Annotated in this window: 17 protein-coding genes; 12 read left to right on the top strand and 5 right to left on the bottom strand. The window is 66.8% G+C overall.

Translation table 11 applies throughout. The features are described 5' to 3' along the window. Positions 1 to 89 precede the first annotated feature (89 nt). On the top strand, positions 90 to 701 hold the full coding sequence (locus FND50_RS27985) for a hypothetical protein (RefSeq protein ID WP_144287870.1): 612 nt from the start codon (positions 90 to 92) through the stop codon (positions 699 to 701). 79 nt (positions 702 to 780) lie between these two features. Continuing rightward, positions 781 to 1,725: a hypothetical protein gene (locus FND50_RS27980; protein WP_144287869.1), complete on the top strand. Its 945-nt coding sequence runs from the start codon at positions 781 to 783 to the stop codon at positions 1,723 to 1,725. A gap of 108 nt (positions 1,726 to 1,833) precedes the next feature. Here the strand turns inward: FND50_RS27980 and FND50_RS27975 are convergent, their stop codons facing one another. Next, a complete protein-coding gene (locus FND50_RS27975) occupies positions 1,834 to 3,996 on the bottom strand; it encodes an MMPL family transporter (protein WP_144287868.1) in 2,163 nt (720 codons plus the stop codon). A gap of 408 nt (positions 3,997 to 4,404) precedes the next feature. Between FND50_RS27975 and FND50_RS27970 the strand changes: the two genes are divergently transcribed. The 3 genes from FND50_RS27970 (at position 4,405) to FND50_RS27960 (ending at position 13,364) form a co-directional block, all read left to right on the top strand. Next, positions 4,405 to 7,911 carry a DNA-directed RNA polymerase subunit beta gene (locus FND50_RS27970; RefSeq protein ID WP_005258235.1) on the top strand — a complete coding sequence of 1,169 codons (3,507 nt, stop codon included), beginning with the start codon at positions 4,405 to 4,407 and terminating at the stop codon, positions 7,909 to 7,911. 117 nt (positions 7,912 to 8,028) lie between these two features. Continuing rightward, positions 8,029 to 11,985 (top strand): DNA-directed RNA polymerase subunit beta', encoded by a 3,957-nt coding sequence (locus tag FND50_RS27965; protein ID WP_005252128.1) that lies wholly within the window; start codon positions 8,029 to 8,031, stop codon positions 11,983 to 11,985. Between the two features lie 146 nt (positions 11,986 to 12,131). Next, positions 12,132 to 13,364: a M23 family metallopeptidase gene (locus tag FND50_RS27960; protein WP_144287867.1), complete on the top strand. Its 1,233-nt coding sequence runs from the start codon at positions 12,132 to 12,134 to the stop codon at positions 13,362 to 13,364. Here FND50_RS27960 and FND50_RS37170 read toward each other — a convergent pair. Beyond that, complete coding sequence (locus FND50_RS37170) at positions 13,361 to 13,621, bottom strand: hypothetical protein (protein WP_260850745.1); 261 nt, start codon at positions 13,619 to 13,621, stop codon at positions 13,361 to 13,363. The two genes, FND50_RS27960 and FND50_RS37170, sit on opposite strands and share 4 nt — an antisense overlap. 9 nt (positions 13,622 to 13,630) lie before the next feature. Here FND50_RS37170 and FND50_RS37165 point away from each other — a divergent pair, with 9 nt between their 5' ends. Beyond that, positions 13,631 to 13,864 (top strand): hypothetical protein, encoded by a 234-nt coding sequence (locus FND50_RS37165; RefSeq protein WP_260850744.1) that lies wholly within the window; start codon positions 13,631 to 13,633, stop codon positions 13,862 to 13,864. Between the two features lie 175 nt (positions 13,865 to 14,039). Beyond that, positions 14,040 to 14,240: a hypothetical protein gene (locus tag FND50_RS27950; protein WP_005258232.1), complete on the top strand. Its 201-nt coding sequence runs from the start codon at positions 14,040 to 14,042 to the stop codon at positions 14,238 to 14,240. Between the two features lie 5 nt (positions 14,241 to 14,245). Here the strand turns inward: FND50_RS27950 and FND50_RS27945 are convergent, their stop codons facing one another. Next, entirely contained in the window at positions 14,246 to 14,758 is a 513-nt protein-coding gene (locus FND50_RS27945) for a histidine phosphatase family protein (protein ID WP_144287866.1), read from the bottom strand. A 9-nt stretch (positions 14,759 to 14,767) separates the two neighbouring features. Next, complete coding sequence (locus FND50_RS27940) at positions 14,768 to 15,778, bottom strand: aldo/keto reductase (protein WP_144287865.1); 1,011 nt, start codon at positions 15,776 to 15,778, stop codon at positions 14,768 to 14,770. A gap of 134 nt (positions 15,779 to 15,912) precedes the next feature. Here FND50_RS27940 and FND50_RS27935 point away from each other — a divergent pair, with 134 nt between their 5' ends. After that, positions 15,913 to 16,749: a helix-turn-helix transcriptional regulator gene (locus tag FND50_RS27935; RefSeq protein ID WP_144287864.1), complete on the top strand. Its 837-nt coding sequence runs from the start codon at positions 15,913 to 15,915 to the stop codon at positions 16,747 to 16,749. Here the strand turns inward: FND50_RS27935 and FND50_RS27930 are convergent, their stop codons facing one another. Continuing rightward, positions 16,750 to 17,529, bottom strand: a complete 780-nt coding sequence (locus FND50_RS27930; RefSeq protein ID WP_005258224.1) for an acyl-[acyl-carrier-protein] thioesterase — start codon at positions 17,527 to 17,529, stop codon at positions 16,750 to 16,752. Between the two features lie 151 nt (positions 17,530 to 17,680). Between FND50_RS27930 and FND50_RS27925 the strand changes: the two genes are divergently transcribed. From FND50_RS27925 to FND50_RS27910, 4 genes are all read left to right on the top strand, one after another. Further along, positions 17,681 to 19,342: an FAD-dependent oxidoreductase gene (locus tag FND50_RS27925; protein WP_144287863.1), complete on the top strand. Its 1,662-nt coding sequence runs from the start codon at positions 17,681 to 17,683 to the stop codon at positions 19,340 to 19,342. A 37-nt stretch (positions 19,343 to 19,379) separates the two neighbouring features. Continuing rightward, positions 19,380 to 20,342 (top strand): NADPH:quinone oxidoreductase family protein, encoded by a 963-nt coding sequence (locus FND50_RS27920; RefSeq protein WP_144287862.1) that lies wholly within the window; start codon positions 19,380 to 19,382, stop codon positions 20,340 to 20,342. Positions 20,343 to 20,449: 107 nt separating this feature from the next. Then, entirely contained in the window at positions 20,450 to 20,920 is a 471-nt protein-coding gene (locus tag FND50_RS27915) for a MarR family winged helix-turn-helix transcriptional regulator (protein WP_005574387.1), read from the top strand. After that, a complete protein-coding gene (locus tag FND50_RS27910; protein WP_144287861.1) occupies positions 20,917 to 22,446 on the top strand; it encodes a DHA2 family efflux MFS transporter permease subunit in 1,530 nt (509 codons plus the stop codon). Before FND50_RS27915 ends, FND50_RS27910 begins: the two co-directional genes overlap by 4 nt. The last annotated feature ends 123 nt before the right edge of the window (positions 22,447 to 22,569 follow it).

Raw genomic sequence — 22,569 nt, 5'->3', positions numbered from 1 at the left:
GTATTGGTGTGACGCGAATTACCACGCCCCCGGAGTCGGGACAATCGACTCCGGGGAAGGACAGAACTCTGAAGGCCTCGTTTGCTGCGGTGACCGCACTGGTGGTGATCGCGGTTGTCGCAGCCGGATGGTTTGGCTTCGGGTGGGCGCGCGCTCTCTTCGTGGACAAGCCGATCGCCGACGCACGCGATTCCGCGTTGACGGGCGCCCAGCAGGCCGCGATCAACCTCAACTCGGTCGATTCGAAAGACCTCGACGGATCGTTCGAGAACATGAAGTCGTCGATCACGGGCGACAAGATGAACCAGGACCTCCAGGCGACGATGGACGGGTTCACCGACCAGATGCGTCAGTCGGGTGCGGCGAGCAAGGCCGAGCTGATCCAGGGCACACTCACGGAACTGAACACCGACGACGGCACCGCGAAGGCGCTGGTCGTCGTGGCAGTCACCACCACGTGGCCCGACCGCTTCGACAAGGCCAAGGTGACGATGCGGATGGACGTCCAGGACGTCGACGGGGTCTGGAAGGCCTCGTCGGTCGAACCGGTGGGCGGGCGTATTCCGCTCGAGAGCGGTCCGGTGCCCGCCGACGGCGCGGCTCCCGCCCCGGCCCCCACCGAACCGGCTCCCGCCGAACCGGCTCCCGCCGAGCAGGCGCCGGCTGAACAGGCGCCCGAAGGCGACAGCGGCGGTCAGTAGTGCTGATGTGCCGCGGCGGCATGTCGCTGCGGTGTCCACGTCGACGATAGCTCGTCGTGTAATGAGAAAGTGGTGAACTATGCCCCCCAAGCGCCGAAACAACGTGCCGGACAGCGCTGCAAAGGGCAGGCGTCCGCGCGTGGCGGGGACCCGTCAGACAACGCCGAAGCCGCCCCGATCGGAAGCCCCGGCCACGGAGCCTGCGGCGAAGGCGGAGGCTGTGGCGAAAACGGAGCCGGTGACGAAGCCGGAACCGGCGAAGAAGCAAGAGCCGGTCGAGAAGTCGGCCCCGGTGGCAAAGGCCGAGGCCGCAACGACCGCAGCAGCAGCCGCCGCGGCCTCCTCCGCCGCGTCCGACGGGGCGTCGAAGACCTCCGACACGAACGCGACCGTGTCGCTGGCCAAGTCGGTGTCGACCGCGAAGACCGCGTCCGCGGGAAAGACGAAGGTGCCCAACCTTCAACCGCGCATCAGCAAGCAGCAGGCCCCCACCGCCGCCGAGACCGCGGCCGATGACAACGCCTCCGGCAGGATCACCTGGAAGCTCGTCGGGATCCTCGGAGCCGTGGCGGTGGTGCTCGGGGTGTTCGCGGTCGTCGCGGCATTCAAGCCCGGCGCAGACATCACGAACACCGCCTGGGTCGACGAAGGTGCCACTGCCGAGGTGACCAAGGCGGGGACCGAGGCGATCGAGACGCTGTACACGTACAGCTACGAAACGATCGATCAGGACTTCGAGAAGGCACGCGGCTACCTGAACGACGCCAAGCGTGACGAATTCGACTCGACCGCCGACACCACCAAGGAGGCCGCCATCCAGACCAAGACGGCCACCCAGGCCTCGGTCACCGACATCGGCGTCACGGTGCTCGACGGCGACCGCGCCGAGCTGCTCGCGCACATGAACGTCAGCGCCACCGGTGATGCCGTGGCTCAGGGCAGTGCCGCGACCCCGTTGTCGATCAAGATGGAGAAGATCGACGGCAAGTGGGTGCTGTCCGACATCTCCGACAGCGAGGGCTGATCCTGACCCCCGGAAAGAATTGAGCCGGAACGAGATCCGCGCACGCTGCGCAGGTGCTCGCCGGATTGTCCTCTCCGGCAACGCGAACCGATTCCCATCCGATCGTCTTCACGATTGGATGGGAATCGGTTGCTGCGGTGTCGGTTTCGGATCCTCGGGGGAACCGGGGGTGGGTGCCTGCCGTGCCAGGAATCCCGGCGCCCACCAATTGGCCTCACCCATCAGCTTCACCAGGGCGGGCACCAGCATCATGCGGATCACGGTGGCGTCGATGAGCAGCGCGACGATCATGCCGAGTCCGATGAATCGCATCATCGTCAGCTCCGAGAGCGTGAACGCGCCGGTGACGACGATCAGCAACGCGGCGGCAGCAGTCACGATGCGCCCCGTATGTGCCGTGCCGATCCGCACGGCCTCTTCGGTCGATGCACCCTTGTCGTGGGCCTCGACCATTCGCGACATCAGGAAGATCTCGTAGTCGGTGGAGAGCCCGAACACCACCGCGATGATGAGGACGACCATCGTCGCGGGCAGCGGCCCCGGCGTCACGCCGAGGAATTCGGCACCGTGGCCGTCCTCGAAGATCCACGTGAGCACGCCGAACGAGGCGGCAAGGCTCAGGGTGGCCATCGCGATCGCCTTCAGGGGCAGCACCACGGACCGGAACGCCAGCAGCATCAGCACGAAGGTGACGGCCACCATGATCCCGATCATCCACGGCAGCCGCGCCGCCATCGCGTCCAGTCCGTCGGCGGTCAGGGCGTTCAACCCGCCCAGCATCTTCTCGGTGCCATCCGGGGGCCGGAGGTCGCGCAGTGCGGCGGCCGTCGCCATGGCCCCCGTCGTGCGGTCGGCGTCGTCGAAGATGGCCCGGATGGCGACGAACGTGTCGGTGGCGCCGACCGGGACGACCCGCTGGACGCCGTCGACCGCGGCCGTCGCCCGGAAGAGCTCTGCCGTGGCGGCCGGGGGCGGGGCCTTGCCGTCGCTGCCCTGCAGGATCAGGGTCGCCCCGTTGTTGGCGAGCGGGAAGTCGGTGGCGAGATCGTCGACGGCGAGCCGGAGCGGGTGAGTCGCGGGCAGTCCGGTGTGATCGAGATCGCCCAACGATGCGCCTGCGAGGGGCGCGGCGAGCACGAGCAGCCCCGCGACGATGGCCGTCGCGATCGGGACGGGCCGCCGCATGACCCGGGCGGCGACGCCGCCCCAGAACCGGTGCGCCCGGTCTTCGCCGCGTTCGACCACACCCGGTCGCCAGGTGAGCGAGTTGATGCGAGGCCCGAGCAGCGCGAGTGCCGCGGGCAGCGCCGACAGCGACAACACGGCGGCGATCCCGATGGCCGCCATCCCGCCGTAGGCGAACGACCGGACGATGGCCTGGGGGAACACGAGCATGCCCACGAAGCCGCACACCAGGAGGAGGGCGGAGAACCCCACGGTCCGGCCGGCCGTGGCGAGCGTCCGGCGGACGGCGTCGTCGGTGTGGGCGCCAGACCGCAGCTCCTCGCGGAACCGGGTCACGACGAACAATCCGTAGTCGATGGACATGCCGAGCCCGACGAGGCTCGCGATGTTCACCGAGAATGCGCTGACTTCGGTGAAGTAGGAGATCACGCGCAGGGCGCCGAGGGCGCCGAGGATCGCGAGACCGCCGACGCACAGCGGGACGGCCGCGCCGACGAGGCCGCCGAAGATGACGAGCAGAAGGAGCAGCAGAAGCGGGAACGACACCGCCTCGGCGCGCAGTAGATCACTCTCGGACACCTCGTTGAAGGCGTTGGCGGCCGCGCTGAAGCCGCTGAACTCCGCATCCGTGCCGTCGATGACCAGCAGGGGTTCGAGATCGTGATACGCGGCGATCCGAGTGTTCTCGTCACCGCTCAGCGACAGCACCACCAGTCCCTCGGTGCCGTCGGTGGACCGCAGGAATTCCTTCGCCTGCGGCGGCGCCGACCAGTACGACAGGGGAGTGCTGGCGAGCATTCCGGGGTCGATCTGAGCGAGGTGCGCGGCCACCTCGGGCCCGAGATCGTCGATCGTCGAACCCGGACGTGCGTGGTAGGTGACCGCCAGATCGGGGGTCTGCCGTCCGAACGTCCCCTCGATCAGGCGCTCGACGCCCGCGGACTCGCTGCCCGGATCGGTGTACCCGCCGAGGCTCAGCCGGTCGAACACACCCGATCCCCACGCCCCGCCGAGCAGCACCAGCAGCACCGTGGCGGCGAGGACCAGCTTCGGACGGGCGACGACGAACGAACTCCAGCGCGTCACGGCTCTGCTTCCCTCGCGAAATCGACGGCGATCGCGTGCGCATATTGTTCACCGCCCGTCAGCGGCTGGGAAGGGGCGGCGGGAACAGCCCGGGCCTCGCGAAACGACGCGACACGCCCCCTAACTCTTGACGCCGCGATGATCACGCGTCACTCTGATGCGTGAACATGCGCAGTGACGCGTGGCCAAGCGCCCGGCTGGGTGCTGTTTCGGGTGCCCGACTCGACATCTACTGAGTTTGGGTGTACTTTTGGACGTTGCGCTGGCTGCCTCCTGTCCACCCCTCGTCCGCACCGCTGCGAAGTGATTCACTCTTCAGCAACTGTGACGAGTTTCGTTCGGGTTGTGACCAGCGAAATTCGAAGCAGATACAGCGGCGGTCGCAACAGCAAGAGCGGCCCGCGTGAGGTGCTGGAAGGACGCATCTTGGCAGTCTCTAGCCAGACCAAGGCAGTTTCCGGAATCCCCGGAGCCCCGAAGAGGGTTTCGTTCGCAAAGATTCGCGAACCCCTCGAAGTTCCCGGGCTTCTTGATGTACAAACCGATTCGTTCGAGTGGTTGATCGGTGCGCAGAGCTGGCGCGAACGCGCCGCCGCTCGTGGCGACAGCGCAATCTCCGGAGGTCTCGAGGACATTCTCGCGGAGCTTTCCCCGATCGAGGATTTCTCGGGCTCGATGTCTCTGTCCTTCTCGGACCCGCGTTTCGACGAGGTGAAGGCCTCGACGGACGAGTGCAAAGACAAAGACATGACCTACGCGGCGCCGTTGTTCGTCACCGCGGAGTTCATCAACAACAACACCGGTGAGATCAAGAGCCAGACGGTCTTCATGGGCGACTTCCCGATGATGACCGACAAGGGCACGTTCATCATCAACGGCACCGAGCGTGTCGTGGTCTCGCAGCTGGTGCGTTCCCCCGGCGTCTACTTCGACCACTCCGTCGACAAGGGCACCGAGAAGGACCTGCACAGCGTCAAGGTCATCCCGGGCCGTGGTGCATGGCTCGAGTTCGACGTGGACAAGCGCGACACGGTCGGCGTCCGCATCGACCGCAAGCGCCGCCAGCCCGTCACCGTGCTGCTGAAGGCCCTCGGCTGGACCACCGAGCAGATCACCGAGCGCTTCGGCTTCTCGGAGATCCTCATGGCGACGCTCGAGAAGGACAACACCGCCGGCACCGACGAGGCGCTGCTCGACATCTACCGCAAGCTGCGTCCGGGCGAGCCGCCGACCAAGGAGAGCGCGCAGACGCTCCTGGAGAACCTGTTCTTCAAGGACAAGCGCTACGACCTGGCTCGCGTGGGTCGCTACAAGATCAACAAGAAGCTGGGCCTGAATCTCGGACAGCCGATCGTCGCGTCGACCCTCACCGAGGAAGACATCGTCGCCACCATCGAGTACCTGGTGCGCCTGCACGCCGGTGACACCGAGATGACAGCCCCCGGCGGCAGTGCGGTGCCCGTCGAGGTCGACGACATCGACCACTTCGGTAACCGTCGTCTGCGCACGGTCGGCGAGCTCATCCAGAACCAGATCCGCGTGGGCCTGTCCCGCATGGAGCGCGTGGTTCGTGAGCGCATGACGACCCAGGACGTCGAGGCCATCACGCCGCAGACGTTGATCAACATCCGGCCCGTCGTGGCTGCGATCAAGGAGTTCTTCGGAACCTCCCAGCTGTCGCAGTTCATGGACCAGAACAACCCGCTGTCGGGGCTGACGCACAAGCGTCGTCTGTCCGCCCTCGGCCCGGGTGGTCTGTCCCGTGAGCGCGCCGGCCTCGAGGTGCGAGACGTTCACCCGTCGCACTACGGCCGCATGTGCCCGATCGAGACCCCTGAGGGTCCGAACATCGGTCTTATCGGTTCGCTGTCGGTGTACGCACGGGTCAACCCGTTCGGCTTCATCGAGACGCCGTACCGCAAGGTGGAGAACGGCCAGGTCACCGACCAGGTCGACTACCTGACCGCGGACGAAGAGGACCGCCACGTCGTCGCCCAGGCCAACTCGGCCCTCGACGCGAACGGTCACTTCACGGACGATCGCATTCTGGTCCGTCGTAAGGGTGGCGAGGTCGAGTTCGTCTCGTCCGCCGAGATCGACTACATGGACGTCTCGCCGCGGCAGATGGTGTCCGTCGCGACCGCGATGATTCCGTTCCTCGAGCACGACGACGCCAACCGTGCCCTGATGGGTGCGAACATGCAGCGTCAGGCGGTGCCCCTCGTTCGCAGCGAGGCTCCGCTGGTCGGTACGGGCATGGAACTGCGTGCCGCCGTCGATGCGGGCGACGTCATCGTCACCGAGAAGACCGGTGTCGTGGAAGAGGTCTCCGCCGACTACGTCACGGTCATGGCCGACGACGGCAGCCGCAAGACCTATCGGATGCGCAAGTTCGCGCGTTCGAACCAAGGCACCTGCGCCAACCAGCGTCCGATCGTGGACGAGGGGCAGCGTGTCGAGGTCGGACAGGTCCTCGCCGACGGCCCCTGCACCGAGAACGGTGAGATGGCGCTCGGCAAGAACCTGCTCGTCGCGATCATGCCGTGGGAAGGCCACAACTACGAGGACGCGATCATTCTGTCGCAGCGCCTCGTGGAAGAGGACGTCCTGACCTCGATCCACATCGAGGAGCACGAGATCGATGCCCGCGACACCAAGCTCGGTGCCGAGGAGATCACTCGCGACATCCCGAACGTCTCCGACGAGGTCCTCGCCGACCTCGACGAGCGCGGCATCATCCGTATCGGTGCCGAGGTTCGTGACGGCGACGTGCTGGTCGGAAAGGTCACGCCGAAGGGTGAGACCGAGCTGACCCCCGAGGAGCGCCTGCTGCGCGCCATCTTCGGTGAGAAGGCCCGCGAGGTTCGCGACACGTCGCTGAAGGTTCCCCACGGTGAGACCGGCAAGGTCATCGGCATCCGCGTGTTCTCGCGCGACGACGACGACGATCTCCCCCCCGGTGTCAACGAGCTGGTCCGCGTCTACGTGGCACAGAAGCGCAAGATCCAGGACGGCGACAAGCTCGCCGGCCGCCACGGCAACAAGGGCGTCATCGGCAAGATCCTCCCGCAGGAGGACATGCCGTTCCTGCCCGACGGCACTCCGGTCGACATCATTCTGAACACCCACGGTGTTCCGCGTCGTATGAACATCGGTCAGATCTTGGAGACCCACCTCGGGTGGATCGGCAAGACCGGCTGGAACGTTCAGATCGCCGGCGACGGCTCCCGTCCCGATTGGGCGGAGCAGCTGCCGGAGGAGATGCTGTCTGCACCTGCCGACTCCAACATCGCCACCCCGGTGTTCGACGGCGCCAAGGAAGACGAGCTCACCGGTCTCCTCGGTTCGACGCTGCCGAACCGCGACGGCGAGGTCATGGTCGCGTCCGACGGAAAGGCCACGTTGTTCGACGGCCGTTCCGGCGAGCCGTTCCCGTACCCGGTCTCGGTCGGCTACATGTACATCATCAAGCTGCACCACCTGGTCGACGACAAGATCCACGCTCGTTCGACCGGTCCGTACTCGATGATCACCCAGCAGCCGCTCGGCGGTAAGGCCCAGTTCGGTGGCCAGCGCTTCGGTGAGATGGAGTGCTGGGCGATGCAGGCCTACGGCGCGGCATACACGCTGCAGGAGCTGCTCACCATCAAGTCGGACGACGTGGTGGGTCGAGTCAAGGTGTACGAGGCCATCGTCAAGGGCGAGAACATCCCCGAGCCGGGTATCCCCGAGTCGTTCAAGGTGCTCCTGAAGGAGCTCCAGTCGCTCTGCCTCAACGTGGAGGTGCTGTCCTCGGACGGCGCGGCCATCGCGATGGCCGACGGTGACGACGAGGACCTGGAGCGGGCCGCAGCGAACCTGGGCATCAACTTGTCCCGGAACGAAGCGGCGACGGTCGACGACCTCGCGAACTAGGTTTCGGTCCCCGGGTCCTGAGAAATCAGGGTCCGGGGGCGTAGTTCACATTTGAATTGGCAGTCAGGTATCGGCGGCCACCGCTGATCCACAATCCCTCTGGGGAAAGGAAGTTACGTGCTCGACGTCAACTTCTTCGATGAACTCCGCATTGGCCTCGCCAGTGCAGAGGACATCCGCAATTGGTCCTACGGCGAGGTCAAGAAGCCGGAGACCATCAACTACCGCACGCTCAAGCCCGAGAAGGACGGCCTCTTCTGCGAGAAGATCTTCGGCCCCACCCGGGACTGGGAGTGCTACTGCGGTAAGTACAAGCGTGTCCGCTTCAAGGGCATCATCTGTGAGCGCTGCGGTGTCGAGGTGACCCGCGCCAAGGTTCGGCGTGAGCGCATGGGCCACATCGAACTGGCTGCCCCGGTCACGCACATCTGGTACTTCAAGGGCGTGCCCAGCCGTCTCGGCTACCTGCTCGACCTGGCGCCGAAGGATCTCGAAAAGATCATCTACTTCGCCGCGTACGTCATCGTCGGTGTCGACGAGGAACTGCGTCACAACGAGCTGTCCACTCTCGAAGCCGAGATGCAGGTCGAGAAGAAGTCCGTCGCGGATCAGCGTGACGCCGACCTCGAGGCCCGCGCTCAGAAGCTCGAAGCCGACATCGCCGAGCTGGAGGCAGAGGGCGCGAAGTCCGACGTCCGCCGCAAGGTCAAGGACGGCGGCGAGCGCGAGATGCGTCAGCTCCGTGACCGGGCGCAGCGTGAGCTGGATCGTCTCGACGAGATCTGGACCACGTTCACCAAGCTGAGTGTCAAGCAGCTCATCGTCGACGAACTGCTGTACCGCGAGCTCGTCGACCGCTACGGCGAGTACTTCACGGGCGCCATGGGTGCGGAGTCGATCCAGAAGCTCATGGAGAGCTTCGACATCGACGCCGAGGCCGAGAACCTCCGCGAGACCATCCGCAGCGGCAAGGGGCAGAAGAAGCTCCGCGCGCTGAAGCGTCTCAAGGTCGTCGCAGCCTTCCAGGTCAACCAGAACTCGCCCATGGGCATGGTTCTGAACGCCGTCCCGGTGATCCCGCCGGAGCTGCGTCCGATGGTTCAGCTCGACGGTGGCCGCTTCGCCACCTCCGACCTGAACGACCTGTACCGCCGCGTGATCAACCGCAACAACCGCCTCAAGCGACTGATCGACCTCGGTGCCCCCGAGATCATCGTCAACAACGAGAAGCGGATGCTGCAGGAGTCCGTGGACGCGCTGTTCGACAACGGCCGTCGTGGCCGTCCCGTCACGGGTCCCGGTAACCGTCCGCTGAAGTCCCTGAGCGACCTGCTCAAGGGCAAGCAGGGTCGTTTCCGGCAGAACCTGCTCGGTAAGCGCGTCGACTACTCGGGTCGTTCCGTCATCGTCGTCGGCCCGCAGCTCAAGCTGCACCAGTGTGGTCTGCCGAAGCTGATGGCTCTCGAGCTGTTCAAGCCGTTCGTGATGAAGCGCCTGGTCGACCTGAACCACGCGCAGAACATCAAGTCCGCCAAGCGCATGGTGGAACGTCAGCGCGCACAGGTGTGGGACGTCCTCGAAGAGGTCATCGCCGAGCACCCCGTGCTGCTGAACCGTGCACCGACGCTGCACCGCCTGGGCATCCAGGCCTTCGAGCCGCAGCTGGTCGAGGGTAAGGCCATTCAGCTCCACCCGCTGGTGTGTGAGGCCTTCAACGCCGACTTCGACGGTGACCAGATGGCCGTGCACCTTCCGCTGTCCGCGGAGGCGCAGGCCGAGGCTCGCATCCTGATGCTGTCGTCGAACAACATCCTGTCGCCCGCGTCGGGTCGACCGCTCGCCATGCCCCGTCTGGACATGGTCACCGGTCTGTACCACCTGACCCGGTTGGACGAGGGTGCGATCGGCGAGCTCGCGGCGTCGACCAGCGACGAGGCGGAGCAGGGCGTGTACTCCTCGCCTGCCGAGGCTCAGATGGCCGTCGATCGTGGCGCGCTCGTCGTGCAGGCGAAGATCAAGGTGCGGCTCACGCAGCAGCGCCCGCCCCGCGACATCGAGTCGGAGCTGTTCCCCGAGGGCTGGAACTACGGTGACGGCTGGACCGCGGAGACGACGCTGGGTCGCGTGCTCTTCAACGAGCTGCTGCCCGCGGACTACCCGTTCGTCAACGAGCAGATGCCGAAGAAGCGTCAGGCGACGATCATCAACGATCTCGCCGAGCGCTACCCCATGATCGTGGTCGCGCAGACCGTCGACAAGCTGAAGGACGCCGGCTTCTACTGGGCCACGCGTTCGGGTGTCACGGTCTCGATCTCCGACGTCCTCGTGCCGCCGGAGAAGGCTCAGATCATGGAGTCCTTCGAGGCTCAGGCCGACCAGATCGAGAAGAAGTACCAGCGTGGTGCTCTGAACAAGACCGAGCGCAACAGCGCCCTGGTCAAGATCTGGTCCGAGGCCACCGACGAGGTCGGTAAGGCCATGGAGGCCCACTTCCCCGACGACAACCCGATCCCGATGATCGTGAAGTCCGGCGCCGCCGGCAACATGACCCAGGTTCGTTCGCTCGCCGGTATGAAGGGTCTGGTGACCAACCCGAAGGGTGAGTTCATCCCGCGTCCGATCAAGTCTTCCTTCAAGGAAGGCCTGACCGTTCTCGAGTACTTCATCAACACGCACGGTGCCCGTAAGGGTCTGGCCGACACCGCGCTCCGCACCGCCGACTCGGGTTACCTGACCCGTCGTCTGGTGGACGTCTCTCAGGACGTCATCGTCCGCGAGGTCGACTGTGGAACCGAGCGCGGCATCGTCACCACGATCGCCGAGAAGCAGGCCGACGGCACGCTGATCCGCGACGCTCACGTGGAGACGAGCACGTACGCCCGAACCCTGGCCGCCGACGCGGTCGACGAGAACGGCAACGTCATCGTCGAGCGTGGACACGACCTGGGCGACCCGGCTATCGACGCGCTGCTCGAGGCAGGCATCACGCAGGTCAAGGTCCGCTCGGTGCTCACCTGCACCACCGGCACCGGCGTCTGCGCCACCTGCTACGGCCGCTCCATGGCCACCGGCAAGCTCGTCGACATCGGTGAGGCCGTCGGTATCGTCGCCGCGCAGTCCATCGGTGAGCCCGGTACCCAGCTGACCATGCGTACGTTCCACCAGGGTGGTGTCGCCGGAGACGACATCACCGGTGGTCTGCCGCGTGTTCAGGAGCTGTTCGAGGCGCGCGTCCCCAAGGGCAAGGCGCCGATCGCCGACGTCAGTGGCCGCGTGCAGCTCGAGGACGGCGACCGCTTCTACAAGATCACCATCGTCCCGGACGACGGTGGCGAAGAGGTTGTCTACGACAAGCTCTCGAAGCGTCAGCGTCTGCGTGTCTTCAAGCACGACGACGGCACCGAACGCCTTCTGGCCGACGGTGACCACGTCGAGGTCGGTCAGCAGCTGATGGAAGGTGCTGCCGATCCGCACGAGGTGCTGCGTGTCATGGGCCCCCGTCAGGTGCAGATCCACCTCGTCAACGAGGTCCAGGAGGTGTACCGGAGCCAGGGTGTGTCGATCCACGACAAGCACATCGAGGTCATCGTGCGCCAGATGCTGCGTCGCGTGACGATCATCGACTCGGGCGCCACGGAGTTCCTGCCCGGTTCGCTGACCGAGCGTGCGGACTTCGAAGCGGCCAACCGCCGTGTCGTCGCCGAGGGTGGCGAGCCGGCAGCCGGACGTCCGGTGCTGATGGGTATCACCAAGGCATCGCTGGCGACCGACTCGTGGCTGTCCGCGGCGTCGTTCCAGGAGACCACTCGCGTGCTGACCGATGCGGCGATCAACTGCCGCTCGGACAAGCTGATCGGTCTGAAGGAAAACGTGATCATCGGAAAGCTGATCCCCGCCGGTACCGGTATCAACCGTTACCGCAACATCCAGGTTCAGCCGACCGAAGAAGCCCGCGCTGCTGCGTACGCGGTTCCGTCCTACGACGACCAGTACTACAGCCCGGACGGCTTCGGCCAGAACACCGGTGCCGCGGTGCCGCTGGACGATTACGGTTTCAGCAACGATTACCGGTAGGCGCTCCGCGCCCGTGAGCGGTTGACGAGTCCCAGGACTCGCCGGGCACTCACCAAGGACGAAGGCCCCACCCCTCTCTCTTCGGGGGTGGGGCCTTCATCTGTTTCCTTGCCTTGTCGCCGGGTGTTCGCCGTTGCTAGCGTCGGATGATGGCCCGGTCGAGGTTCGCCATCGCGCTTCTTCTCGCCGTCGTCATGGGGGCAGCGACCTCCTGCATGGCCTCGGACACCCAGCAGAGCGAGGCGACGTCGTCGGCGGCTCCGGCCACGTCCGCCGGTCCCGCCGTGCTCACTCCGGTGGTCGCGGATGTGGTGGCCGCGCCTATCCCGGTGTCGGGCAGCGACGGTCGCGTGCATCTCGCCTACGAACTGCGGCTGACGAACACCGGTTCGCAGCCGGCGACGATCACGTCGCTGCAGGTGAAGGGCGACGGCCGCACGCTGGTGGACCTGAGCGGCGAGGCGCTGACACCGTGGTTCCAGGCCCTCGGCGGTGGACCGAGGACCGGCACCGTCCTCACCCCCGGACAGCAGGGGCTGGTGTGGATCGATGCGACACTGAACAGTCCCGACGACGTGCCCCGTAGCCTGGGCCACGTCGTGAACGTCGACTTCCCGCAGGCGACGTCGCTCGTGCCGTCCCAGCTGGCCGAGAACGTGGCGGACACCGACGTCGACACCCGCGACGCCGTCCGGATCCGCGCTCCCCTCGACGGGCCGCGGTGGCTCGACGGCACCGGCTGCTGCACGGTCACGTCCCACCGCGCGGCCGTGCTGCCGATCAACGGACGGATGCTCGCGGCCGAGCGCTTCGCGATCGACTTCGTCCAACTCGACGAGCAGGGACGCATCTACGTCGGCGACAAGACTCAGCTGTCGAGCTACGAGTACTACGGCGCACCCGTCCGCGCGGTGTCGGACGGCAAGGTGATCGCCGTCGTGGGCGATCTGTCCGAACAGGTTCCGGGTGCCAGTCCGCAGGGACTGCCCCTCGACCAGTACGGCGGAAATCACGTCGTACTGGACATCGGGAACGGGCGGTACGCGTTCTACGCGCATCTGCAGCCCGGCAGCGTCGACGACATCAGCGTCGGCCAGGACCTGCGGGCGGGCGACCAACTCGGGCTGCTGGGCAACAGCGGAAACACCGACGCACCACATCTGCACTTCCATCTGATGGACGGGCCGGACTATCTGGCGTCGAACGGCATTCCGTTCGAGTTCGAGAACTTCGACCTCGACGGGCGGGTGACGGGGGAGAGCTTCGAGGCCGCTGCGACCGCCGGCGCCCCGGTGGTCGACGCGACGGGAACGCAGACCGGGTCGCGCACCGACGAGATGCCGCTGTACCTCGACGTCGTGACGTTCCCGGGCAGTTAGCTGAGGAGGCCGCGCTCGACGAACCGGGTGAGTGCGGCGATGCCCTCGGCGTCGCCGCCGTCCCACAGGCCGACGAAGGCGGTCGCCACCGCGGCGATCAGTTGGGCACTGACGTCGGGGCTCGCGGGGAGGTGTGCGCCGTCCGTGGTGAGTGCCGTGAGGAGTTCGGCCCACGGCTTCATCTGTTCGATCCCGAAGTGGTGCATCCGCTGCGCGAACGCGGGATCGACGAGGGCTGCGTCACGGAGCGCGGCCATCACGGTGGGGTGCCGCGACTGGAGTTACCAGAACACGGCGAGATGCGGGCCGAGGTCCCGCAGATCGTCCGGGGACGTGGCGATGAGTGCATCCGCGTCGTCGCCGATGTCGCCCGCGAGCGCGAGGAGCAGCGCCTCCTTGCCGTCGAAATGGTTGTAGAACGAGCCCGCGGCCTTGCCGCCTCGGTGGTGATGTCGGTGATGGTCGCGTTCAGATACCCCTTGCGTTCGAAGACCACTTAGGCGGCGTCGAGCAAGTCCCGGCGTGTCTGGGCGGCCGTCTCCTGTCGGGTGGTCACTGCGCTTTCCTCATCTCCTCGCCGCTCGTCTGCCCTCGCTCGGAGGCTGGTTCTCGTCCGTGAAGACTATCCTCGAGCACACCTGTCCGATATGTGTGGTTTAGCTGAACGGGGACGAGATGTCCGAGAAGAAGATCGATCGCGTCAAGACCGAGTCGGCACTCGAAGTGCTGCGGGAGAGCCCCACGATCGCACTCATCACCGTGGCCCCGGCACTGGTCGTCTTCGGGGTGGTGTGGTGGCTGTTCGGATTCTGGTCAGCCCTCGTGCTGGTCCTCATTCTGGGTGTCGTCGCCGTCGTCGGCCGGAAGCTGTTCTGAGACCGCTACCGCGGGACGTGGAACGCGGCGAGTGACGCCGCGCTCGACGTGAGTTCGTCCCAGTCGCACGGCACCGTGAGGACGGCGAGCGCGGACGTCGGGAACTTCTCCCGCATCAGGTTGGCCTCCCCGGTATCGGGGTTGCCCGCCAGATCCAGTGCCGTCGACGGCATGCCGGGAACGTGCCCGACCACGAGCAGGGTACGCACCGACAGTTCGACCCGCACGATCTCCATGAGCACCTCGGACGGGTACGCGCCGTACAGCTCCTCGGCGAACCGGGCGGGAGCGCCGACCCGGGTCGCCTCCAGCGTTTCCCGGGTGCGGCGCGCGGTCGAACACAGCACGGCGTCGATCGGCGGCTGAGTCGACCGCAGCCACTCACCGGCCAGACCCGCCTGTTTCCGGCCGCGCGGCGCCAACGGCCGCTCGTGATCCGCGACCCCCTCCGGGTACGCCGACTTGCCGTGGCGCATCAGGATCAGGGTGCGATTCCGCGACGAGCTGTGCGAGGCCATGGCTAGACGCTAGCGCCCCACGCCGGCGCGTTCACTGTCGAGCTGGGCCATCTGCGCGGGCGCGTAGCGTTCCCCGGCGACAGCGGTGTCGGGAACCGCTGCCGCGATGGCCGCGAGGTCACCGTCGCCGAGGTGGACGTCGAGTGCGCCGAGCGTCTCCTCGAGCCGGGCGACGGTGCGCGCTCCGACGACGGGCACGATGTCGTCGCCCTGGGCGAGTACCCACGCGATCGCCAGCTGCGCGACGCTCACCCCGTGCTGCGCGGCCACGGCGGCGAGCGAGTCGACGAGGGTGAGGTTCTGCCGGAGGTTCTCGCCTTGGAACCGGGGGCTGTGTGCGCGGAAGTCGTCGGCCGCGAGGGTCTGATCGGTGCGCAGCGAGTCGCTGAGCAGGCCCCGGGAGAGTACGCCGTAGGCCGTCACGCGGATCCCGAGTTCCCGGCAGAGCGGGAGGATCGCGGCCTCGATACCCCGGGAGACGAGCGAGTACTCGATCTGCAGGTCCACGATCGGGTGCACCGCCGCCGCTCGGCGAAGGGTCTCGGGACCCACCTCGGACAGGCCGATGTGGCGCACGTAGCCGGCCTCGATGAGTTCACCGATCGTGCCGACGGTGTCCTCGATCGGCACGTCGCGGTCGAGACGGGCGGGGCGGTAGATGTCGATGTAGTCGACGCCGAGACGCTGCAGCGAGTACGCGAGGAAGTTCCGGATCGACTCGGGTCGCGTGTCGACCCCCGCCCACGTGCCGCCGGGGCCGCGCAGACCGCCGAACTTGACGCTGAGGGTCACGTCCTCGCGTCGGCGGCCGGCGAGGGCCTTGCCGATCAGGGACTCGTTGTGGCCCGATCCGTAGAAGTCCCCGGTGTCGACGAGGTCGATCCCGGCGTCGAGCGCCGCGTGGATCGTGGCGACGGACTCCGCGTCGTCCGTCTTGCCGTACATCCCGGACATGCCCATGGCGCCGAGGCCGAGCCGGCTGACGGTGGGACCGGTGGTTCCGAGTGCGGTGCTGATCATGTTCTGCTCCGATGGGCGGTGGCTGTTCCGGACTGTTACCAGCGTCGCCGTCGCCGGGAGCGGCAACCAGAGACCGCTTATCGGGGGACCGGCGATCCCTGGCAGCGGGCAGGCGGGTCCGGCACAGTTGATTCATGAACCGCTCCGAGTTGGCCGACTTCCTCCGCCGTCGCAGGGAACAGCTGGTTCCGGCCGACGTCGGACTGCCACCGGGAGTGCGGCGGCGGACGCCGGGGCTCCGGCGCGACGAGGTGGCGATGCTCGCGGGAATGTCGACGGACTACTACACGCGACTCGAGCAGGCACGCGGTCCGCATCCGTCGACGCAGGTCCTGGCGTCGATCGCGCGGGCGCTGCGGCTGACCGACGATCAGCGCGACCATCTCTACCTGTTGTCGGGTCAGGTTCCGCCGATGCGGTCCGCGGGCAACAAGCACGTCGGACCGGGACTGCTGCATCTGCTCGACAAGCTCGACGACACCCCGGGCTGCGTCATCTCGGACCTCGGGGAAGTGCTGGTCCAGAACCGTATGCACGTGATCCTGTTCGGCGACGCGTCCCGGTATTCGGGTCTCGATCGGTACGTGCCGTGGCGGTGGTTCGCGCACCCCGGCGAGCGCGGGATGTTCCCTGAAGACGATCACGAGCGGCTCGCCGGACGTCACGTCGCGGATCTGCGGGCGACAGCCGCCCGGCGGGCCGGTGACGCCGACGTGACGGAACTCGTGGACCACCTCTACGAGAGCAGCACCGAGTTCGCGGCGCTCTGGGACAGGCACGATGTGGCCGTCCGCCGGTCCGACACGAAGACCGTCCTCCACGCCGAGGTCGGACGTATCGACCTCGTCTGCGAGACGCTGCTGACCCCGAGCGCCTACCAGCACCTGCTCGTGTACATGCCGCAGCCGGGCTCCGACGCGCGGGCCAGGCTCGACCTGTTGCGGGTGATCGGCACCCAGCAGATGGTCTGATCAGGTGGTGAGTGGCCCGACCCGGGCCACGGCGCGCAGGGCGTCGTCGACCAGGAACCACACGGTCAGCGACGTGTCGTCCCGCCGCGAACGCAGGACGATCCGGTCGGTCGACACGATGGGCGAGAGGTATTCGAGCACGGCGCGATGGGGGTTGTCGACGAGGCGGCCACCGCCCGGATGCTCGTGGTCGGCGAGCAGTTCTTCGACGGCCTGCCAGTAGACGGCGTTGTTGACGTGGTCGAACGGGTCGATGTCGGTGCGGCGCAGGACGAACTCGGTGTCCACGATGCCGTCCTCGTCGGCGGCCGGAGCATTCTCGACGAGCCACCGCTTCCACTTGAGCCGGTGTTCGTCCGCCGATTCGCCGAGGCGTTCGATGAACCCGTCGTCGATGCGGGTGGGCATTCCCGTTTCGCCGCTGATGTGGATCCAGAAACCTTCGGTCTCGATGAGCGCGCCCGCCTCACCCTCGATCTGGACCCGCATGTTCGTCCAACGGGTCGACAGTGCCGAGCACCAGCGCCGCAGGTGCACCCGCTCGGGCCACACCGCGGGCCGCACGACGTCGATGACGGTGCGCCGGACGATCCACAGCGGGTGGCTGTCGGCGGCGTCGACCGCGTCGAGGTTGTCCAGACCGGCGTCCTGCAGATAGCGCGCGATCCCGTCGAGACGGAGGCGCTTCGCGGCATCGATGTCGCCGGTGCGGACCGGCCAGGACGTCTCGAAGAAGCGGCCGCGTGCGGGGGGAGCGGCGAGGGGTAGGTCGAGTGCCAAGATGCGGTTCCTTCGCTCGTGGACGGAGCTTTGATTCTTCCATCCGGCGCCGGTGCTTGTTTGCGGACGCGATTCTCAGTACAGTTCATATAACTGTTACTACGTGTAACACAAACGAGTTCGATGTCCGGACAGGTGTGAGGAAACCGCAATGGCATATGTCATCACCCAGGCGTGCTGCAACGACGCGAGCTGCGTCTCCGCATGCCCCGTGAACTGCATCCATCCGACACCGGAGGAGCGGGAATTCGCGCAGACCGAGATGCTGCACATCGACCCGGAAACCTGCATCGACTGCGGGGCCTGCGTCGATGCCTGTCCGGTCGACGCGATCTTCCCGGAAGACAAGCTCATCGGTTCGCTCACCCGCTACAAGGACATCAACGCCGAGTACTACACGACCAACCCGATGCCGACCGGGTGGATCCCCCTCACGCCCGCGACCCCGCCGCGCCGCGACCTCGGCACACTCCGGGTCGCCGTCGTCGGCGCCGGCCCCGCGGCCTGCTACGCGGCGGGTGAACTGCTCGAACGTTCGGACGTCGAGGTCGAGATGTTCGAGAAGCTCCCGACCCCGTGGGGACTCGTCCGCGCCGGTGTCGCACCCGACCACCCCGGCACCAAGGAGGTGACCCGGATGTTCGAATGGAGCCTCGACCGGCCGAACTTCGAGTTCCACCTCAACGTCGAGGTCGGCACGCACGTCACCCACGACGAGCTGCTGGAGAATCACCACGCCGTCATCTACGCCGTCGGGGCGTCGAACGACCGGCGTCTGGGAATCCCGGGCGAGGACCTTCCCGGCGTGCACGCCGCCACCGAATTCGTGGCCTGGTACAACGGCCACCCGGACTACGCGCAGCGCACGTTCGACCTGTCCGCGAAGCGCGCGGTGATCGTCGGCAACGGCAACGTCGCGCTCGACGTGGCCCGCATCCTCACTATGAACGTCGAGGAGCTGGAGCGGACGGACATCGCCGATCACGCCCTCGCCGCGCTGCGTCGCAGCAACATCGAGGAGGTCGTGCTTCTCGGCCGCCGCGGGCCCGCGCAGGCCGCCTACAGCAACCCCGAGTTCCTGGCGCTCGGCGACCTCGACAACGTGGACGTCGTCATCGACGACGCCGACCTCGACCTGGACCCGGCCAGTGAGGCACTGCTGGACGATCCGGCCACCGCGATGAAGGTCCGGCTGGCACGGGAGTTCGCGCAGCGTGCCCCGCGGCCCGGTCACAAGCGCATCGTGTTCCGCTACCTGGCGTCGCCGCTCGAGGTCACCGGATCCGGCAAGGCCGAGGTCCTGCGCTATGGACGCAACGAACTGGTGGTCGACGAGTCGGGCGCGTTGTCCGCCCGGGCTCGGGGCGAGGAGGGCTCGCTGGACACCTCGCTCGTGCTGCGTTCCATCGGGTACCGCGGCAATCCCGTCGGCGGTGTCGCGTTCGACGAGAAGCGCGGCGTGATCCCCAACGAGCACGGCCGGGTCACCGACCGGGTGTACGTGACCGGATGGATCAAGCGTGGTCCCAGCGGCGTCATCGGCACCAACAAGGCGTGCGCGAAGGAGACGGTGTCGTCACTGCTCGCGGATTTCGAGGCCGGAAAGCTCCTCGGCACGGTCGGCACCCGCAAGGACGTGAAGAAGCTGATCGATCGACGCCAGCCGGAACAGATCGGCTTCCCCGGCTGGCGTGCGATCGACAAGGCGGAGACCGGCCGCGCGGCGGGGTCCGGCCGGCCCCGCGTCAAGATGACCGACGCGGTCGAGCTGGTCTCCGTCGCCCGTAGGCGGAAGCGGCTGTTCGCTCGTTGACGCCTCTCGCCACCCCTGCGCGTCTAATGTTTCGAGCATGCGCGCAGTGGTGGTGACGGAGCTGTCGGGGCCGGGCGGCATGACGCTGCAGGACATCCCCGAACCAGCGGCCGAGGGGCTCGTCCTGATCGACGTCAAGGCCAGCGGTGTGTGCTTCCCCGACCTGCTGATCAGCTACGGCAAGTATCAGCTCGGCCCCGAGTTGCCGTTCGTTCCCGGCGCCGAAGTCGCGGGTGTCGTGGTGTCCGCACCGGCAGGCAGCGGGTTCGAGCCCGGTCGCCGGGTGCTCGCGGCGTCGCAGGTCGGCGGTTACGCCGAACGGGTCGCGGTGCCGCCGGCGCAGGTGCTGCCCATCCCGTCGATCCTGGATTTCGACGAAGCGGCGTCACTGATCGTCAACTATCAGACGATGGAATTCGCGTTGGAGCGCCGGGCTCGGCTGCGGGCAGACGAAACCGTCGTCGTCCTCGGCGCGGCGGGTGGGGTGGGAACGTCCACCATCCAGTTGGCCAAGGCGCACGGCGCCCGCGTGATCGCGGTGGTGCGCCGGGACGGGGCCGACGACTTCCTGCGCGAACTGGGGGCCGACGAGGTCGTCCGCCTCGGCGGCTGGGGCGCCCGGGTCCGTGAGCTGACCGGCGGCCGGGGCGCGCAGATCGTGGTCGATCCGGTCGGCGGCGACGCGTTCGACGAGGCCGTCCGGGTGCTGGCCCCCGAAGGCAGGCTGGTCGTGATCGGTTTCGCGGGCGGGGCGATCCCCGAGGTGAAGGTGAACCGGGTGCTGTTCCGCAACATCAGCATCGTGGGTGCGGCGTGGGGTGAGTTCATCCGGACCGAACCGAATGCGCTGGAGGAGGTGCATGCCGCGTTGATCCGGCACGTGGAGCGCGGACTGCGTCCCGTGGTCACCTCACGGTATCCGCTCGAGCGGGCCGCGGACGCACTGCGTGATCTCGAGGCCGGTCTCGTGCTGGGCAAAGCGGTGCTCGTTCAGGACTGAACCCGCAGGTCGAGGGTGCCGCCGGGGAATGTGACACCTGACACCATTTATTCGGTTGCGTCATAGTTGCCCTTGGGCAATAGTTGCATGAGCGCTAGCATTTGAGGGTGCCCGACAAATCTCCTGATCTTCTCTTCGAACTACTCAACGACTTCTTCACCCAACTGTTGAGTGCGGGGGAGTCGGAGTCGATGGACAACCTCATCGAGCTGGATCTCACGTTCTCGCAGGTGCGCATGCTCTTCGCGCTGGTTCAGCACGGTGAGCCACTTCCGATCAACGAGGTGGCCGAGCGGTTGCGGCTCTCGGTGGCGGCAGCGGGTCGGAACGTCGATCAACTCGTGAAACTGGGTCTGGTCGTTCGCCGGGAGGACGAACGCGACCGGCGGGTCAAGCGGGTCTCCCTGTCGGAGGCCGGACATAAGGTCGCTACCCAGCACATCGAATGCAAGCGTGATCAGTTGCGACGGTTCGCATGGCGGGTTCCGGAGATCGAGCGAACTCGGCTGATCGAGGCACTACAACCGATCCTCGCGGGGGAGTCCCTGCGAGAACTCAACCAGGAGATACTCGGATGACATCGCCGACCGCCGCGAACGCGGCGCCCGACAAGCTCGACGGCACGGTCCTCAAGATCGCGTCCGTGGTGGTGCTCGGTGCCATCATGTCGATCCTCGACGTGACCGTCGTCAGCGTCGCGTTGCCGACGTTCGCCACGGAATTCGACACCACGTACGCCACCGTCGCATGGACGATGACCGCGTACACACTCGCCCTGGCCACGGTCATCCCGGTCACCGGGTGGGCGGCCGACCGATTCGGCACCAAGCGCCTCTACATGACGGCGCTCGTGCTGTTCGTCCTCGGCTCGGTGCTGTGTAGCTTCGCGTGGGACATCACGTCGCTCATCGGCTTCCGCGTCCTGCAGGGCCTCGGCGGCGGCATGTTGATGCCGCTCGGCATGACGATCATGACGAAGGCGGCCGGCCCCGACCGCGTCGGCAGGGTCATGGCGGTTCTCGGAATCCCCATGCTGCTCGGCCCCATCGGTGGTCCGATCCTCGGTGGCTGGCTGATCGAGGCGGCGAGCTGGCACTGGATCTTCCTGATCAACTTGCCCATCGGCATCATCGCCCTGGCTGCTGCGTTCATCATCCTGCCGTCCGACAACGCGTCGCCGTCCGAGTCCTTCGACTTCCTCGGCATGCTGCTGCTCTCGCCGGGTCTGGCTCTGTTCCTGTTCGGTGTGTCGTCCATCCCGGAGGTGGGAACCGTTGCTTCGGCTCGCGTGCTCGTGCCCGGTGTGGTCGGCCTGGCGCTGATCGTCGCGTTCGTGTTCCACGCGCTCCGCAAGGATCACCCGCTGATCGACCTGCACCTGTTCAAGAACCGGCAGCTGTCGGTCGCGGTCATCACGACGTCGCTGTTCATCGTCGCGTTCATGGGTGCCGGTCTGCTGTTTCCCAGCTACTTCATCCAGGTCGGCGGGCACACCACGCTCGCCGCTGGTCTGCTGATGGCGCCGCAGGGTATCGGCGCGATGCTGACTATGCCGGTGGCCGGACGTCTCGTCGACAAGATCGGGCCCGGCAAGATCGTGCTGACGGGTCTGCCGCTGATCCTGATCGGTCTGGGCGTCTTCACGCAGGTGGCGTCGGACTCACCGACCTGGCTGCTGATGGGTGCGCTGTTCGTGATGGGCATGGGCATGGGCTGCACGATGATGCCGCTGATGACCGCAGCGATCGTCACGCTGTCCAACGAGCAGGTCGCGCGCGGTTCCACGCTGATGAACATCGTCCAGCAGACCGCGGGTTCGATCGGTACCGCCGTCATGTCGGTGGTCCTCACCAACCAATTGCTCGATCGCGGGCTCGACAGCCAGACGGTCGCGATGCAGCACGTGCCCGAGGTCGCCGCACAGGAGCCTCCCGGGATGGTGGACCAGGTCCTGAGTCAGGCGGCCGACGCGTTCGGCAACACGTTCCTGGTCGCCACCGTGCTGATCGCGTTGACGCTCATCCCGGCGTTCCTGCTGCCGCGCAAGAAGTCGGTCAACCCGCAGCTCGAGGCGGAAGGTGCCCCCACGGCCATGATGCACTGATCGGGCTCGTTCGATCCGGACATCGCCGAGGGCGGCAAGCGCACTGCGCTTGCCGCCCTCGGTCGTTTCCGGAATAGGACAAAGTGGTTGAATGTTGCAATAGGTTCATGCAAACGCATGGAG

This window comes from Rhodococcus sp. WB9, assembly GCF_007558985.1.
GTDB classification, from domain to species: Bacteria; Actinomycetota; Actinomycetes; order Mycobacteriales; family Mycobacteriaceae; genus Rhodococcus_F; species Rhodococcus_F opacus.
The sequence above is the reverse complement of the archived record's forward strand: the minus strand, read 5'-3'. Positions and strand labels throughout refer to the sequence as shown.